This is a genomic window from Flavobacterium limi (assembly GCF_010645075.1).
Classification (GTDB): Bacteria; Bacteroidota; Bacteroidia; order Flavobacteriales; family Flavobacteriaceae; genus Flavobacterium; species Flavobacterium limi.
Genome location: NZ_JAADZV010000003.1, coordinates 300,393 through 317,519 on the forward strand (window position 1 = coordinate 300,393; position 17,127 = coordinate 317,519).

A 17,127-nucleotide genomic window follows, 5' to 3' on the forward strand; every position below is an offset into this window, starting at 1 on the left:
AAAAATTAATTTTCCTCTTGTTTTTGTTTATTAAAATTTGACCAATAAATATCATCAAGATGACTGTTTAATTGTGACCACTTGTTTTTTATTACTAAATCAATTAATTTATTATCTGGCACATTTAAAACATCAATACTTGATATTATAGCCTTAAAAAAATCAGCATCTGCTTCGTAATCCAAAGTCATTCTAATTTTTGCTATATCACTCTCAAATTTTAATTGAATTACATCAATTTGATCTTTGTCAAATATTTTTCCCCACCCTGTTTCTAATTTATTAGATTCAATCCCTTTTAGTGAATTTTCTAAAAAAGCTTTACTATAGCCAGTAGCATTCATACCTAAAGGTAAACCTACAGTATAAACCATATTAGATCCATTCAACAAACTATCTATAACTAACCTTGTTGCTTCAGTAGAACATAAAATATCATCTCCGTCGATTGAAATTATATAATCTATATTGTGTTCACGCGCGCATTGCAAATGTCGAAAAGGAATATTTTCATCAGATCCGTAAAATACTTCTACTTCATTTGAATTAAAAATTTCTTCAAATTTTTTATTTTCAGATTTTACAGAAGTGGCGATGAATAATTTTATCTCATTTTTTTCAATATTTTGCTTAAATGCAACAGAAAAACGTTCAACAAGATACCTGATTAATGGTTTTTCATCTACTTTTATTAAGTGTTTCTCACTTAATCTGTTAGATCCTAATCTTGCAGTTATAAAAATTCCAACCATTACATTTTTTTAACAATATTATTATCATCTGAATTTTCAACAGCATATAATACTTTTAAAACTTTATGATCATGTTCTAAAGTATTTGGAAAGCGATTTTCCTTTTTTATAGCTTTTAAAAAGGCAGACATTTCATCTATATACATTTGCTCCGTAATATTTTTATTATACCCACTTTGAGCGGAAATTGTTTCATATTTTATTTCTTTCCAATTACCTGTCTCTGGATCAAATATTTTTATCATATTATCATCCCAGTTCCAGTACAATTGTTTTTTATCCCCGTTAATTACCAAGCGTCTAGTTGCATATCTTGACACAACATCAACTGATAGATTAAATATAAATTGACCATAATCCATTAATAAATTATAGGTATCATCGATATCATCCGCACCTTTTATCTGAATTGTATTTTTGTAAAAACCAACTACTCTTTTAGGAAAACCTAATATTAAAGTAATCCATGTCAATTCAAAAGGAACAATCTCTCTACCTCCTCCAGTTTCTTTATTAGAAACATAATATTCACTCACGTCTTCATAAGTATGCCAATCGGGTAAATATTGCCCTGAATGATATAAAAAGTTGGATATTTTACCAAGCTCTCCGTTTTGTACAAATTCTGCAATTTTTTTTATTGCTGGATGAAAAAACAAGGTACATGAGGGAGCTAAACAAATCCCTTTATCATTTCCTTCTTTAATCATTTGTTCAAAATCTGTATCAAGAACACTGGCTTCAATAAATGCTGGAATATGCAGTTCTAAAGACTTCTTCATATAAACATGATGAATAGCAGGAGGCAATGATATAACAAATGCATCAAATTTATAACTACCTATAGCTTCTTCAAAACTGCTTACTACACCAATTTGATATTTCTCTAAAGATTCGTCGCGACGATCTTTTCTATTATCAAGACCAATTATGTTTTTAATTCCAAGAGCTTGTAAATTTCTAATTCTTCTTTTACCCATCGAACCTAAGCCAATAACAAGTATAAAATTATTCATTATTTAAATTTTATATAATTTATATCTTTTTGTGCCTTCTCAAAATCCTCATGCTTTCCGACATCGAGCCAATACCCAATAAATGGGTATGATATTACTCTTAAATCATTCTTAATCATCTCCTCCATTAAATCAGTTGCATTAAAAAAAGTATTCTGAGGTATAAACTTTAACATTTCCTTTTTTATCAAATAAATTCCACCATTTGAATAATAAGTATAAGTAGGCTTTTCTTTAAAACTTTTAACAATTTCATTATTTATCTCCAAAACGGCATATGGAATACTTACTTGATATGGGATTGTTAAAACTGCCAAATCAGCATCTTGTCTTATAAATTCAAGAAAAAATTCTTCATAATCAACATTAGTCAGTAAATCTGAATTAGTAATTAGAATATAGTCATGTTTAAAATTATTAATTTTGGAAACAGCACCAACAGTCCCTAGAGGTTCATTTTCCCAAATATATTCTATTTTGATATTTTTATCTGCTCCTTCACCAAAATGATCTTCTATTTGCTCGCCTAAGTATTTTAGTGATACCCAAAAATCATCAATCCCAAACAAAGTCAAACGATCAAGATTATGTTCCATTATCGCTTTACCTCCAACTCTCAGTAAGGGTTTTGGAGTAGAATCCGTCAGAGGCTGTAAACGCTGCCCCCGACCTCCTGCCATAATAACTGCATCAATGGGCAAATAAGATCTTATTTTTCTAAAATTAATAACATTCACTACTTGATAATTATTATCGACTACAGGAACAATTCTAAAATCACCTTCTCTGTATTCAATAATTTTCGATAAATTATTTTCTCCTCTGGTAATGTATCTAGGATTATCTTGTATTATTTCGTCTACATAACTATCTATCGTAAAACCTTTGATTAATCCTCGTCTTACATCGCCATCGGTAAGCGCACCAATTAATTTATAATCATCATCCACTACGAAAAGAATTGCATCTGGAGACAATTTGTCAAATTGAAGTAATGCTTCTTTAACTTTACTCTTTGAAGGAATTAAATGGTCTTTATATACTCTCATAAAAATCTTTGATGATTTTAATTATATTATCTACTGCATTACTTTTATAATAAATATTGTCCCCATTATAAGCTTTAGCTGCATCGGCTTTTTTAACAGAAGAGAGAATTGCTTCCTCTTCAAACCTGCAATTTATAATGTTACTGCTTTGTGCTCTTCCTTTTTGTCTATCCCCAACATTAACAACATATTTTTTGAACGAGGCTGCCTCTAAAATCCCGCTGGAAGTGTTACCAAGCAACATTTTAGCATAATACATTGCCGAAAAATAATTAGTTTTTCCAAAATTCTCAATTAACAAAATTCTATTAGGAATTTGTTTTTGTAATTTTTCAAGAACCTGTCTATATATGGTTCCTTGAGTATCTGCATTAGGCATTGTAATTACTAGAAATTTATCCTCAGAAATCTTTTTCAAAGCTTTACCCATTTCTTCTGCATATTGATTATTATCATATAATGACATTGTTTCAGGATGAAATGTTACTAAAACATAGTCCTCATTTGGAATAGCGAATTTATTATAAAAAATTTCTCTTTCTATTGGCAAAAAGGAAGCAATATTATCCAAACTTATTGATCCAACACAATATATATTCAGAGTACTTCCTAATAAGGAAACTATTTTTTCTTTAAAGTTATTTGTTGCTGCAAAATGAAGCGTAGCTGCTAAAGTAATTTGATGTCTGTATATATTATCTATAGCTCCCAGAGTGGTTTCACCTCCGTGTATGTGTCCAAATTTTATACCATACGGTATACCGGCCTGCACAGCTGCACTCATTTCAAATCTGTCTCCCAGACACAATACCAAATCATAGGAATTACTTTTCCAAAAGTCTGCAAATTTTAAAACAGTTATACCATAAGATGTAGAAATCGATTGTTCATCATCGTTTGAAATTAAGGATGCTATTGTGTGAACGCAATTATATTTATCATTTTTAATATCCTTTAATGTATATCCGTGCAATCTAGATAAGTGAGTACCAAATGCAATGATTTCCATTTCAAAAAATGTATCTTTTTTAATTTTTTGAAGCAAAGGTAAATATATACCATAATCAGCTCTAGAACTTGTTAAAACACCTATTTTCATTGTATATCGGAAAATAAAAGTTTATCAAACTTAATTTTATTAGCAATCAATTTTTTACCAACTACGTTTTCCCATTCCATTGGAGATATACCGTCACCAGGTCGTAATGAAATAAGATCGTTATCAGTTATAATATGACCAATGGATAAATCTTTATTAAGATAAATGCTTTTTCTAGCAATAACAATATTCTTTTTCTCACTTTCACTTGGCACTTTTTCCCCATCACCACTCAAAGCTAATTCAATGTTACGAATTGTTTTTACCATTTCTTTTAATTCGTATGGCTCGAGTGATGCAGCATGATCTGGTCCTGGTAATGTTCTGTCTAAAGTAAAATGTTTTTCTATAATTTTTGCACCTAATGCAACAGCTGCAATAGGAACTTCAATTCCAAGAGTATGATCAGAATATCCTATTTGTGTATGAAATTTATCTTTTATAGATAACATTGCCTTAAGATTAACATCTTTCATGGGTGTTGGATACTCTGTATTGCAATGCAAAATCGAAATTTTTTCTTTTTCCATTCCAAATTTAATCAGTACTTCTAAAGCATTTTCAATTTCTTTTTCAGAACACATACCTGTCGACACAATCACAGGTTTACCGCACAAAGCTACAGCCCTTAAATATGGATAATTTGTTATTTCCCCACTTGGGATTTTGAAAAAAGAAAACCCCAAGTCATTTAGATATTTTATACTTTCAATATCAAATGCTGTTGAAAAAAACTTAATATTTTTTTCGGTGCAATAAGACATTAATTCTAAATGATCCTCGTGGCTTAATTCAAGATTCTTCAACATTGAATACTGAGAGTCATCACCATCGTTGATATTTACACTCTGATAAGTAGCCTTTTTAGCAGATTTAATAACTAAATTATCTGCTTTAAAAGTCTGGAATTTCACATAATCTGCTCCAGCATTAACTGCAGCATCAATTAATTTTTTTGCTATATGAATATCACCGTTATGATTAACCCCTGCTTCGGCTATAATAATTACTTTATCCATATTTATATTATTTTTCCCGGATTTCCAACAACTTTTTTTCCATCTGGGATATTAGTTATGACAACTGCTCCTGCACCTATTACCACGTCCTTTCCAATTATGATACCTTGTTTTACCACTGCATTAGCCCCTACAAAACTTCTTTCGCCAACTTTAACATTTCCTGCTAATACAGCTCCAGGTGCAATATGAACAGCATCAAGTAAATTGCATTCATGCTCAATAATGCATCCGGTATTTAAGATTACATTATTTCCAACTTTCACTAATGAATTGACAGTTACATTTTTATTAATAAAAGTACCTGAACCGATTATAGCGTTGTTTGAAATCTGAGCAGTTTTATGAATAATTGTTTGAGTTAACTTTCCCTTCTCTTCAATTAGTTTTGCAATATTCTGTCTCAATTTATTATCTCCAATACCTAATACAAAACGAATTTCGCTTGATGTCCATCCGATAAAATCACTTTCGTTCTCAAATCCCAAATAAGTTAAATTATAAGGATTCGAATTTGATTCTTCTTTATCTGAATATCCAACAATACTAAAACCATTCTCCAAAACTGTTTCTGCAACGACAAAAGCATGGCCAGAATATCCAACAAGAATGACTTCGCTATCTGACACTACTTGGTATATTAACAATTCTTTCTTCTAAAAATTCTGCATTAAGCTGTCTATCTCGTTGACAATTTAGGTACATCGGTAAACGATACATAAGTTGCCATATAGGTCTGGTCATCACTGCATCTTCATTTGTAGTTTTCAAAAACAAATCTCGTTCTTTTCTATTTTCCAACTCAACACACATCAACCAATAATTTGCTTTAGTATTTGGAATTTCAGTTCTGAATTTTATTCCTTGGTTTAAAAAAAAAGATTCATAATCCTTTGCTAATTTTCTCTTGTTTTTTAAAAACCCCTCGAGCTGTTCTAATTGGGCACATGCCAAAGCTGCATTTAAATTAGGCATCCTAAAATTATATCCCATTTCATCATGAACATATTCATAAGGATGGGGTACTTTTGCAGTTGTTGTAAGATGCTTTCCTTTCTCTCCTAAACCAAAATCATTAGTAACAATAGCACCTCCTCCTCCACAAGTAACTATTTTATTCCCATTAAAGGAAAAAGCACCCAGCTTACCAAAACTTCCGGTTGGTTTGCCCTTGTATTCACTCCCTAATGACTCTGCTGCATCTTCAAGAATAGGAATCTTCCATACCTCACATACCTTCATTAATTCATCTAGATGAACAGGAAAACCAAAAGTGTGCATAGGTAAACAAGCACTTATTTTTTTGCCTGTTTTTTTATTATAACAACCATCCTCACGTAAATCACCGAATTCTTCTAAAAATAGAGAAACTGATTTAGGTGATAAGCCCATAGTATCTAAATCAACATCTATAAAAACAGGTGTTGCATTCTGATATGTTATAGCATTTGCAGTAGCTACAAATGTTAGTGCCTGTGTTAAGACTTCATCACCAGACTTGACTCCTAATAGTCTCAATGCTACCTGAATAGCAGCCGTTCCATTAACCACCGCAACAGCTTTTTTAGTAGCTGTTAGATCTTGCATCATGCTTTCAAATTGATCAACAAACGGACCAACAGAGGACACAAAAGTAGAATCTATAGTTTCAATTAGATATTTCTTTTCATTTCCTCCAAAATAAGGAATATGTAGAGGTATGAAACTTTCTGTTTTATATTGTTCTTTTATAAAAGAGATAGTAGAATTAATAGTGTCAGTCATAACTACATTTTTGAATCTAAATACTTTCCGGTTTCTTTATGTCCAAAATCAGGAATCATTATATGAAACAAATTAAGGATTTCATTTTTATTCCATACCTTACTTGATTTCATATTAGCTATCTTCATTGAAAAATTTTCCAGCTTATCATGCTCGAAGTTAGCTTCATTTTTTATAAGTCCAAAATTTTCAAACCGTTCCATATCTAACACTTCATTTTCGGTAAAAAATTCCTCAAAATCTTTTTCACCTGTAGTATCACTAACTGTAAATAAACATGGCCACTTTTTTTGTTCAATTAAAACATCTGCATTATCTCTTGCTTCTTGTTCTGTTTCGCACTGATAAGCTTCATATCCTAATTCTGCCAAATATTTTACCGCAACATCAGCAAATGTAATTAAGTGCAACGTTTCACTTAACTTAGGAAAAAAAACATCCCTATTTTCACCAAAAATGCACGACATTAAACATAGCTCTCCTGATTCCTTCGGAGTAACGAAATACCGTTTAATATCATTTGGAGCCACAATTGGTTGTCTTTTTATAATTCGTTGATTAAAACCGTGTAATAATGATCCATCGGAAAAGGCAACATTCGCAAACCTAGCAGTTGAAATTTTAATTTGCTCACTTCTACGCATCAAAAACATTTCCATAATTTTTTTTGAAGCTCCCATCATGTTAACAGGATTAGCTGCTTTATCAGTTGATACACAAAAATATTTCTTAGTACCATTTTCGATTGACTGCTCTAATGTCTTGTCTGTATTAAAAACATTTACGTCAATCATACGCATTAAAGTAAAAGGATCTTTTTCACTTCTAACATGCTTTAGAGCAGATAAATTTAGGACATAATCATATTTACCATCCCATTTAATAAAGGCATCATATTCAATCGATCCGATATCAAGCGCAAAAGTTTGGAAATCTCCATCAATATATCCATAAGAACTGCGTAAGTCACGAACTAATTCTACCATATTATTCTCGCTTATGTCAACAACATGTAATTTAGCTGGATTACGCTTAAATATCTCTTTAGTCACAGCCTGACCAATAGAGCCTGCTCCACCAATAACTAAAAACGAGGAATTTTTAATAATTTCAGACAATTCATTTTCATACTTTAGAATATCCTTATAAAAAATCTCTTCTTCTCTACCTATTAGTTTTAAAATATTCATTATAATTTTAGTTTATTAAATATAACTTTCGATAATTAAGCATTTAACACTTTCAAAAATTTCCTTACTATCAAAAAAGCAACAGTAAAAAGTCCAGCCAAAAACCCTCCAAAAACAATCCCTTTAGCTTTTCCAAAACGCTCCTTAGGCAATGGTAAGATTGGGCGGTCAATGATCTGAATCAAAGGTGTTTCTTTACGCAGTGCCACTTTAGCTAATTCACATTGTTTGACTAATTCTGTAAGTATAGCTGTATTGGCCTGCACATCAACCTGTCTTCTGGCTGAAGGAGCCCTGCGAACATTAAGAGCCGGGTTCAAACCAAAAGTATTATCATTGGCAATAGCCACACCGGTAATAGCAGCATTTAATTCTGCACGTACAGAATCAACCTGATGTGCTAAAATTTCCATGTTCATTCGTGCTTTTTTGCTTTTGGTATCTACATAAAACTTACCAACTTGCCTTGCAAGCGCTTCACAAAAATACAATGAGAATAATTCGTTGTTAGATGATACATCCATTGATATAATGGCTACTTTTTTATCCTTTTGAGCTACCGACAATGAAGATTTTGACAAATTTTTATAAATCTCCCCTAATATACTATCGTGTACACGGGTGAAATAATTACGCTTGCTATTAGGTAAAAATTGAATATTTTTAAATTTAGGTTTATCATTCCAAGCCTTTCTCCACTCATTGTCCTGAATATACATTTCTGCTAAAGAAATCTCTTTCCCGTTGACATTAACCGGTGTTAATAAGGTCTTTTCTACCATAGCACGGGATTTAAACAACTCATTCAAATTGGAACCTGTAAATATAGTACCGCCCCCTCCGCCTATGTCAAAACCAAAAGAACTCGCCAATCCTAAAGCACCACTCATACCTCCTGTTTTTTCATCCTCCAATGCAAAGGTTAAAGTAGCTGTATACACAGGTTTTTTAAAAAATGAATAAGCTAATCCCAAAACCGCACCAATTACTCCTGCCAAAACAATAATTTTCCATTTCGACAACAAATAGCAACACCATTCTTTCCCTTTTTGAAATAACATCTTTAATGATATTTCGTCGTTAAGATTTTGTTCATTCATGCTTATATATGTTTCATTCTGAATCGTTTTTATTATCTATTATATTCTATGATTCATTCTTATAATCTAAGCTCTAAGAGCTCGCTAAGATAAAATCAAAAAAGACCTACTTAAAAGCTGTAACTATCAGTAATGCCAAACTAGTAATAACACTTCCAATACTTACCCATTCTCCTGTAGATAATTTTTTAGTTTCGGGTTTTTCCGGAACTACAATTTGAGAGTCAGGTGTTACTTTAGGATATGATCTAAAGAATAAAAAGGAACCAGTTACTGCTGCCTTTCCATTAGGATAGATAATATAGGCTTTTTTCTTCCATCCCTTGCTATCAACTCCTCCTACTGCGTTGATGTAATATTTGAAACCTTTACCATTTCTATAGGGAATTTCAGAGTTTAACAAAACATTACCTGTTACTTTAACTCCTTCATTTAATGTCAAAATTTCTATTTCATCATCTGGAAACAAAGTCACATTAGAATAATGTTCTTTATCTTTCACAATTTTTTTCCAATCAACAGGAATAGTAACATACTTTAGTTCGTCTTTTAATTTTTTAGCAAGATCTTCTTTCAAAGTATCATTTTTAGCTAAGTTCAAATCTACTCTTTCTATTTGATCAATTTGTTCCTGCTTAATTGGTCTTTTAATTTTCATTCCTTCTAAATTCGCAACAGAAGTTAGTCCCCCAGCCCTCATTACTATATTATAGACAGATTCCTTTTTGTTAGCTAATACATATTTTCCCGGGTATGAAACTGCCCCGCTAATTGTTACCATTTGTGGTTTTTCATAAACTGCCATTCTTCTGATATTAACAACATCAAAAGGTTTTAAGGCAAAGTTTTTTACCTGCTCATTATTATCCGCAGTAATTTCTAATTCTACCAATTCAATACGTTTTGGATTAGCATCATCAATTTCATCAGACTTTATCATTCTGGCAATTTCTACTCTTTTTGAAGCAGACCCGGTTAATCCTCCAACCTGTACGACTAAATCATTTAATGTTAAATTTTCATAAAACGCATATTCTCCTGGGTTTTTTACTTCTCCATCAATAGTAACTTTATATTCTTCTCTAAAATCTAAAATGGAATATACTGTCACTTCGTCTTCTCTTTTTAATTCGATATCTGCATTTAAATCTCCCGCTAAAGCACTTTCTAAATTTACATTTACTATTTCAGTCGTTAAATCAGATTTTAAACGAATAATTCTTGCCCTTTTAGTGTAGGCATCTTCTTTAAGCCCTTCAGCTCTGGTAATAAGGTCTGAAATTCTCATTCCTTCATTATATGAATAATAATCCGGTCTGAATACAGCTCCTTCTATTTTTATACGGTTTTCGAATCGGTTTAAAATTTTTGTGATTCTGAAAACATCTCCTGACTGCGGTACATATGACGAAAATTCACTTTCGTTAATATCATGAACCTTAAATTCTTTTCCTGTCTTTTGCAAAACATTTACTGATGCTGTATATGCAAATTCATTAAAGCCGGAAGCAAAATTTAGCAAATCCGAAAATTTTTCACCTTTTTTCATTTCAAAAATCCCGGGCCTCTTAACTTCACCTTCTACAGTGACCCTTTGGGTATAAACCGGAATTCGAATCACATCGTTTTCTTTTAAACTTACATTGTCAGACTGATCTCCTTTAACTAAAAAACGGTAGATGTCAACATTTTTATAAACCTTGTTATTTCTAATTAGTTCAATATTTCTGTAACTGCCGTTTTTCCCCGGTCCTCCGGCCAGATGTAATGCGTTATAGACAGTTGCCAATGATGAAATTGAATAATTCCCGGGTTGTTTACCGCCTACAATAGTAATTTTAATAGTTCTTATTCTGCTTAAGCTAACACTAACTTGTGACTGACCTGATCTTACAGTACTATAGACTTTTGCAATTGCAGCCTTAATTTTTTGAGTAGCAGCCTCAATAGATATTCCTGAAACGGAAATTTGTCCTACATATTGAATGGATATTTTTCCTTCAACATTTACGGGTATACTGGCATTATATTCCTGTACTCCGTACACACTTATCTGAAGTTCATCACCTGGACCCAAAACATAATTCACAGGAGTAGCTAAATTTGAGTCTGGTTCAAAATTTAAAGTAGGATTATCAAATAATTCAGATCCGAATATTAATGCATTTACAGAGTCCTTAACTTTATTATTTACAATTTTATCCTGAATACGTCCTGCCTCCTTTTTATTTACAGAAGTCTTTTCATCATTTTTTTTATTTAAAATACTAACTGATCCTTCGTTTACTCTTTTCTTTAACTTTGAAAATTCTGCAGCGCTCATTCCTTTGGATAAAGCCATAGACTCGGCTTGCTCAATTGTCATATTATTATTTTGCAGTTGAGTTCTTATTTTAGCAATATCGCTATCAGATAAATAATCGACTTTTAAAGTACTCAAATCACTTGCTTTCATTAAATCCTGAGCATTTAACTGAAAAGTAAAAAAAGTAAAAAACAATAAAACAAGAACTGTAATATTTTTCATATTTAATGATGTTTTGATTTTGATAAGAAATTCAAATCAGAATAAAATTTTAAGAATATTGTTTTTTATAATAATCCTTATAAGAACCAGAGGTTACATTTTTTAGCCATTCATCGTTTTCTAAATACCAATTAATGGTTTTTTCCAAACCTTCTTCAAAAGTTACTGAGGGTTTCCAGCCGAGTTCTTTATTAATTTTTGAAGCATCAATTGCGTAACGTAAATCATGCCCTGGCCTGTCTTTTACATAAGTAATTAATTCCTGGGATTTCCCTTTTTCTCTTCCTAATTTTTCATCCATAATCTGGCATAATAATTTAACCAAATCAATATTTTTCCACTCATTAAAACCGCCAATATTATACGTTTCATGGTTTTTTCCTTCATGAAAAACTAAGTCAATAGCAATAGCATGGTCTTCAACAAAAAGCCAATCGCGAGTATAATTACCATCCCCATAAACAGGTAATGGTTTATTATTGATAATATTATTGATGAAAAGTGGAATTAATTTTTCAGGAAAATGATATGATCCATAATTATTTGAACAGTTTGTTAAAACATATGGCAAACCATAGGTTTCTCCGTATGCCCGCACAAAATGATCTGAACTAGCTTTTGAAGCTGAATATGGTGAGTTTGGATCATATGGCGTGGTTTCTGTAAAAAGCCCCTCATTGCCTAAAGAACCATACACTTCATCTGTACTGATATGATAAAATCTCTTTCCCTCGAAATTATCTTTCCATTGTTTTTTAGCTGCATTAAGCAGATTCATGGTTCCAATAACATTTGTTTTCACAAATGCCAATGGGTCTTCGATTGATCTGTCAACATGAGATTCTGCTGCTAAATGTAATATTCCGTCAAAATTATGAATTGAAAAAAGTTGGTTAATAAAAGTTTCATCAACAATATCACCTTTTACAAAATTATAATTAGGCTGATTTTCTATATCTTTAATATTCTCGAGATTACCGGCATAAGTTAAAGCATCTAAATTGTAAATTTGATATTCAGGATATTTATTTACAAAACGTCTCACTACATGTGAACCAATAAATCCTGCACCACCCGTTATAAGTATTTTTTTCATTTCGAATTTAATTTAATTTAATAACTCTGAATTTTGTTTTTCTAACTCACTATATATATCTTTTACATCCTGAGAGCTTTCCTTTTGTAAAATTAAATTAGCCGTATCTGTATATACAAAAATCGTATTTTTTACTCCCAAGAAAGTAGTGTGTTTATCACAGCCTATAACCATATTACCATCCTTATCAATTGGGTGGCCATTAGAAACCAAATAATCGTAGACTGATTCAAAAGAACCTAAATCAGACCAGGAGAATGATGCAGGCACTACTTTAATTTTCTTACTGCGCTCCATCACAGCATAATCTATACTAATTGATGGAATCTCTAAAGATGTTTCTAAATCTAAAAACCCGTCTTTGTTTGACTCCCAGACTATTCTGGATTTTTCATAGACTTCAGGCTGAAACTGTTTTAACTCATCCAGAAGTACACTGGCTTTAAAACAAAACATTCCACTATTCCATAAAAAATTACCTTTTGCAATAAAATCTTTAGCAGTTGTTTCATTTGGTTTTTCCCTAAATGAAATCACTTTATCACCTTTTGATTCTATATAACCATAACCTGTTTCTGGCTTGGTTGGAATAATTCCAAAAGTTACGATAAAACCTTCCTTCGCTTTTAAAATTGCCTGACGTATCGCATTATTATATTCTTCCATTTTATCAATAATATGATCTGATGGGGTTACTATTAGTATGTCGTCTGGATTTGAAGCAAAAGCTGCAAATGCAATTGCTGCTGCCGTATTTCTAGGAGTAGACTCAACGATATTGATATATGAAGTTTTAGATTTTTCCATTACCTTACCGCTTAAATGATGGTTATCAACATTTCCAACGACCATTACATTATCTGCTAAATAACTATTTCGTTCAACAGTCATTTCAAATAAAGATTTACCATCAAATATTTCCAAATATTGCTTAGGCTGACTTTTACGGGAAAGCGGCCATAATCTGCTACCTACACCACCGGTTAATATAACATGCGTGATTAAATTGTTTTCTTCCATTTTTTTAAATAAAAAAAAAAGAGTTTAAAACTATAGTCTACTATTCGCTATAGTTCCTAAAACTCCTTTTACATCGTATATTAAACTATTTGTTTTTTGAATTTCCAGAAAATTTAATTTTAAAAAATCAGAGTGTGAAACTCCTAAAACTATTGCATCAAATTGTGCTTTTGGGACAACATTTGTTATTGCTAGTCCATATTCTTTTTCAACTTCTTCTATATTCGCTATGGGATCAAATATTGTAACTGAAATACCATACTCCTTTAATGCTCTTATAACATCTACAATTTTAGTGTTGCGTACATCAGGGCAATTTTCTTTAAAAGTAATTCCAAGCATCAAAAGCTCAGCATTATTCACAGAAATACCTTTTTTAATCATTAATTTTACCACCTGAGATGCTATATATTCGCCCATGCTATCGTTTAAACGGCGGCCTGCTAAAATTATTTCAGGATGATATCCAAATTCTTGTGCGCGCTGTGCAAGATAATAAGGATCAACACCTATACAGTGTCCTCCTACTAAACCTGGTTTAAAAGGGAGAAAATTCCATTTTGTAGCTGCAGCAGCTAATACTTCCTGCGTATCAATATTCATCAGGTTAAATATTTTTGCAAGCTCATTAACAAACGCAATGTTAATATCTCGTTGTGAATTTTCAATAACCTTAGCTGCTTCAGCAACTTTAATTGTTGGTGCAAGATAAGTACCCGCAGTAATAACAGATTTATAAAGTGCATCTACTTTTAAACCAATTTCTGATGTAGAACCAGATGTAATTTTCAAAATTTTCTCTACTGTATGCTCTTTATCACCAGGATTAATTCTCTCGGGTGAATATCCGGCAAAAAAACCCTCATTGAATTTTAATCCTGATACTTTTTCTAAAACAGGTACACATTGTTCTTCTGTCACACCTGGATACACTGTTGATTCATAAATAACAACATCACCTTGTTTTAGCACCTTACCTACTGCTTCGCTTGCTTTATACAAGGGAGTTAAATCCGGACGATTATTTTTATCTACCGGAGTTGGAACAGTTATTATAAAATAATTACAATCTGAAATATTTTTTAGATCTGAAGTACAGTATAGACCTTTTTTCTCATCTAGTGTATCAATCAATACATCTTGCAAAACAGTATCCTCAACTTCTAATGTAGTATCAAGACCTTGCTTTAAACTTATAACTCTTGATTCATTAATATCAAAACCTGCTACAAGATATTTTGTAGCAAATAAACGAGCCAAAGGTAAACCTACATAACCTAATCCTATAACGGCTATTTTTACGTTATTATTCATATTTTTCCTTAATTTCGTTTATCACATTGCACGGCTTCGCCATTCAAAGTCACATATGACATGAATATCAAAAAATTCAATTTCAGCAAATATAGTACAATAAGTCAATTTTATCAACCTTGAAATAGTCTTATAATTAATCAAAAAAAAATAAAATTTAAATCCCTGTAAGTCAACAAACAAAAAATAAATTTCAAAAAAAAAGCAAAAAATCATTAAACTTAATGACTTCTGCTTTTTTTTAAACTTATGAACCTTGCTCGAAGAAAAAATAATACTTTTTTATTTAAAATTATAACGTGTCTTTTTTGTATTTAATCTTCAAAAGACATCCTAAAGATTCTAAAACCAAAATATAATGAGTGTTTGTTACTTCCTGTACTACAGCGTCCTGACTACTAAAAACTCCCGTTTCTAATTTTATCTTATCCCCTTTTTTATATGGTAATATACAAACATCAGAAATATTTGTATTTGAAAGATTTTCTTTTATTGCTGTAATTTCTTCATTTCGAACAATTGCCGCTTTGCCTAACCAAAATAAATAACGTACTACTCCTGAAACCTGAAACACAGAATTTCTATCCATATCAGGCAATTTAACAAAAACATAAGAATTAAACAGAGGAATTTCAACTTTTTTCTTTCTGTCAGACCATTGTTTTATTTGAGTAATTATTGGGCAATAGCACTCTATACCTATTTCATTCAGTTTTTCTGCTACTTTTTTTTCCCATTTAGGCTTCGTATAAACAACATACCAATTCATGCGATTCATTTTTAAGAACCTATTGCGTTGTAAATAAAACCAATTTTATTTAATTCTTTTGCATTTAATATATTTCTTCCGTCAAAAACAAAAGCTGGCTTTTGCATGGAATCATATATTTTTTGCCAATCATATTTTATAAACTCATCCCATTCCGTAAGAATTGCAATTGCATGCGCTCCTTCACACGCCTGATAAGGACTTTCAAATGTCAGAACAGCATCTGCATTTTCTGAAGGCTTTCTTGTATCTAAGTAATCTAAATCGCTTAAAATCTTATTTTTTGAAACCTTTGGATCGTAAACTGATATTTTAGCCTGTTCGTTTATCAAATCATTTGCCACATATATTGCCGCAGATTCACGTGTGTCGTTTGTATCTTTTTTAAATGCCCATCCCAAAAAAGTTATTTTTTTATCAGCTACCGTATTATATAAAGTCTGAACGATTTTATTTGAAAATCTTCTTTTTTGATAGTCATTCATAATAATCACTTGTTCCCAGTAATCAGCAACTTCATTTAATCCGTAAGATTTTGCGATATAAACCAAATTTAGAATATCCTTTTGAAAACACGAACCTCCAAACCCTACGGAAGCCTTCAAAAACTTAGACCCAATACGACTATCCATTCCAATAGCACGAGCTACTTCATTTACATCTGCGCCAGTTTTCTCACACAGTTCAGACATTGCATTAATTGATGAAATTCGTTGTGCTAAAAAAGCATTTGCTGTAAGTTTAGACAATTCAGACGACCAAACATTTGTAGTCAGGATTTTATCTTTACTAACCCAATTAGCATACACATCTACTAAAGCATTAATCGCATCATTTCCCTCTGGAGTTGAATCCCCTCCTATAAGAATCCTGTCAGGATTTAATAAATCAGTAACAGCAGTTCCCTCTGCTAAAAATTCGGGATTAGAAAGAATTTGGAATTGTACACCATTTCCTGTATTATCTAAAATACTTTTTATAGCCTCAGCAGTTCGAACAGGCAAGGTTGATTTTTCGACAACTATTTTATTGCTTTTAGCCACTTTCGCAATTTGTCTGGCACACAACTCTATGTATTTTAAATCTGCGGCCATCCCTTTTCCTTTACCGTAAGTTTTAGTAGGTGTGTTTACTGAAATAAAAATAACCTCAGCTTGATCTATGGCTTGTTCAACATTGGTTGAAAAAAAAAGATTTCTACCTCTGGCTTCAGCTACGACTTCAGAAAGTCCTGGCTCATAGATTGGCAGGTTATCTGTATTTGGATCATTCCAGTCTTTTATTCTCTGTTCATTCAAATCAACAACAGTTACTTGAATATGTGGACATTTTTGCGCAATTACTGCCATAGTTGGACCTCCTACATAACCTGCACCGATGCAACAAATTTTTGTGATTTTCATATTTTCTTT

15 protein-coding genes are annotated in these 17,127 nt (G+C 31.7%); all 15 read right to left on the reverse strand.

From position 1 onward, the window contains the following. Positions 1-5 precede the first annotated feature (5 nt). The 15 genes from GXM16_RS08465 to GXM16_RS08535 all read right to left on the reverse strand — a co-directional run bounded on the left by GXM16_RS08465 (position 6) and on the right by GXM16_RS08535 (position 17,118). Entirely contained in the window at positions 6-752 is a 747-nt protein-coding gene (locus GXM16_RS08465) for a cytidylyltransferase domain-containing protein (protein WP_163393959.1), read from the reverse strand. Further along, positions 752-1,768, reverse strand: coding sequence for a Gfo/Idh/MocA family protein (locus GXM16_RS08470; protein ID WP_163393960.1), 1,017 nt, complete (start codon positions 1,766-1,768; stop codon positions 752-754). Before GXM16_RS08470 ends, GXM16_RS08465 begins: the two co-directional genes overlap by 1 nt. Beyond that, positions 1,768-2,817, reverse strand: a complete 1,050-nt coding sequence (locus tag GXM16_RS08475) for a nucleotidyltransferase family protein (protein WP_163393961.1) — start codon at positions 2,815-2,817, stop codon at positions 1,768-1,770. The genes GXM16_RS08470 and GXM16_RS08475 overlap by 1 nt, the downstream gene beginning before the upstream one ends. Next, positions 2,804-3,916 carry a UDP-N-acetylglucosamine 2-epimerase gene (gene neuC, locus GXM16_RS08480; RefSeq protein WP_163393962.1) on the reverse strand — a complete coding sequence of 371 codons (1,113 nt, stop codon included), beginning with the start codon at positions 3,914-3,916 and terminating at the stop codon, positions 2,804-2,806. Before neuC ends, GXM16_RS08475 begins: the two co-directional genes overlap by 14 nt. After that, positions 3,913-4,935, reverse strand: a complete 1,023-nt coding sequence (gene neuB / locus GXM16_RS08485) for an N-acetylneuraminate synthase (RefSeq protein ID WP_163393963.1) — start codon at positions 4,933-4,935, stop codon at positions 3,913-3,915. The genes neuC and neuB overlap by 4 nt, the downstream gene beginning before the upstream one ends. Positions 4,936-4,937: 2 nt before the next feature. After that, the gene (locus GXM16_RS08490; protein WP_163393964.1) at positions 4,938-5,564 is read right to left on the reverse strand and encodes an acetyltransferase; all 627 of its coding nucleotides are present in this window, start codon (positions 5,562-5,564) and stop codon (positions 4,938-4,940) included. Then, positions 5,554-6,699, reverse strand: coding sequence for a LegC family aminotransferase (locus tag GXM16_RS08495; protein ID WP_163393965.1), 1,146 nt, complete (start codon positions 6,697-6,699; stop codon positions 5,554-5,556). The genes GXM16_RS08490 and GXM16_RS08495 overlap by 11 nt, the downstream gene beginning before the upstream one ends. Before the next feature lie 2 nt (positions 6,700-6,701). Then, positions 6,702-7,889 carry a UDP-N-acetylglucosamine 4,6-dehydratase gene (locus GXM16_RS08500; RefSeq protein ID WP_188726535.1) on the reverse strand — a complete coding sequence of 396 codons (1,188 nt, stop codon included), beginning with the start codon at positions 7,887-7,889 and terminating at the stop codon, positions 6,702-6,704. Between the two features lie 35 nt (positions 7,890-7,924). Next, the gene (locus GXM16_RS08505; RefSeq protein ID WP_163393966.1) at positions 7,925-8,989 is read right to left on the reverse strand and encodes a Wzz/FepE/Etk N-terminal domain-containing protein; all 1,065 of its coding nucleotides are present in this window, start codon (positions 8,987-8,989) and stop codon (positions 7,925-7,927) included. A 106-nt stretch (positions 8,990-9,095) separates the two neighbouring features. Beyond that, positions 9,096-11,516 (reverse strand): SLBB domain-containing protein, encoded by a 2,421-nt coding sequence (locus GXM16_RS08510; protein ID WP_163393967.1) that lies wholly within the window; start codon positions 11,514-11,516, stop codon positions 9,096-9,098. A gap of 49 nt (positions 11,517-11,565) precedes the next feature. After that, positions 11,566-12,612, reverse strand: a complete 1,047-nt coding sequence (gene rfbB, locus GXM16_RS08515; RefSeq protein WP_163393968.1) for a dTDP-glucose 4,6-dehydratase — start codon at positions 12,610-12,612, stop codon at positions 11,566-11,568. Between the two features lie 12 nt (positions 12,613-12,624). Next, the gene (locus tag GXM16_RS08520; protein ID WP_163393969.1) at positions 12,625-13,632 is read right to left on the reverse strand and encodes a mannose-1-phosphate guanylyltransferase; all 1,008 of its coding nucleotides are present in this window, start codon (positions 13,630-13,632) and stop codon (positions 12,625-12,627) included. A 30-nt stretch (positions 13,633-13,662) separates the two neighbouring features. After that, entirely contained in the window at positions 13,663-14,946 is a 1,284-nt protein-coding gene (locus tag GXM16_RS08525; RefSeq protein WP_163393970.1) for a nucleotide sugar dehydrogenase, read from the reverse strand. 292 nt (positions 14,947-15,238) lie between these two features. Next, a complete protein-coding gene (locus tag GXM16_RS08530) occupies positions 15,239-15,715 on the reverse strand; it encodes a UpxY family transcription antiterminator (RefSeq protein WP_163393971.1) in 477 nt (158 codons plus the stop codon). Positions 15,716-15,726: 11 nt separating this feature from the next. Then, a complete protein-coding gene (locus tag GXM16_RS08535) occupies positions 15,727-17,118 on the reverse strand; it encodes a UDP-glucose 6-dehydrogenase (RefSeq protein WP_163393972.1) in 1,392 nt (463 codons plus the stop codon). Positions 17,119-17,127: the final 9 nt, after the last annotated feature.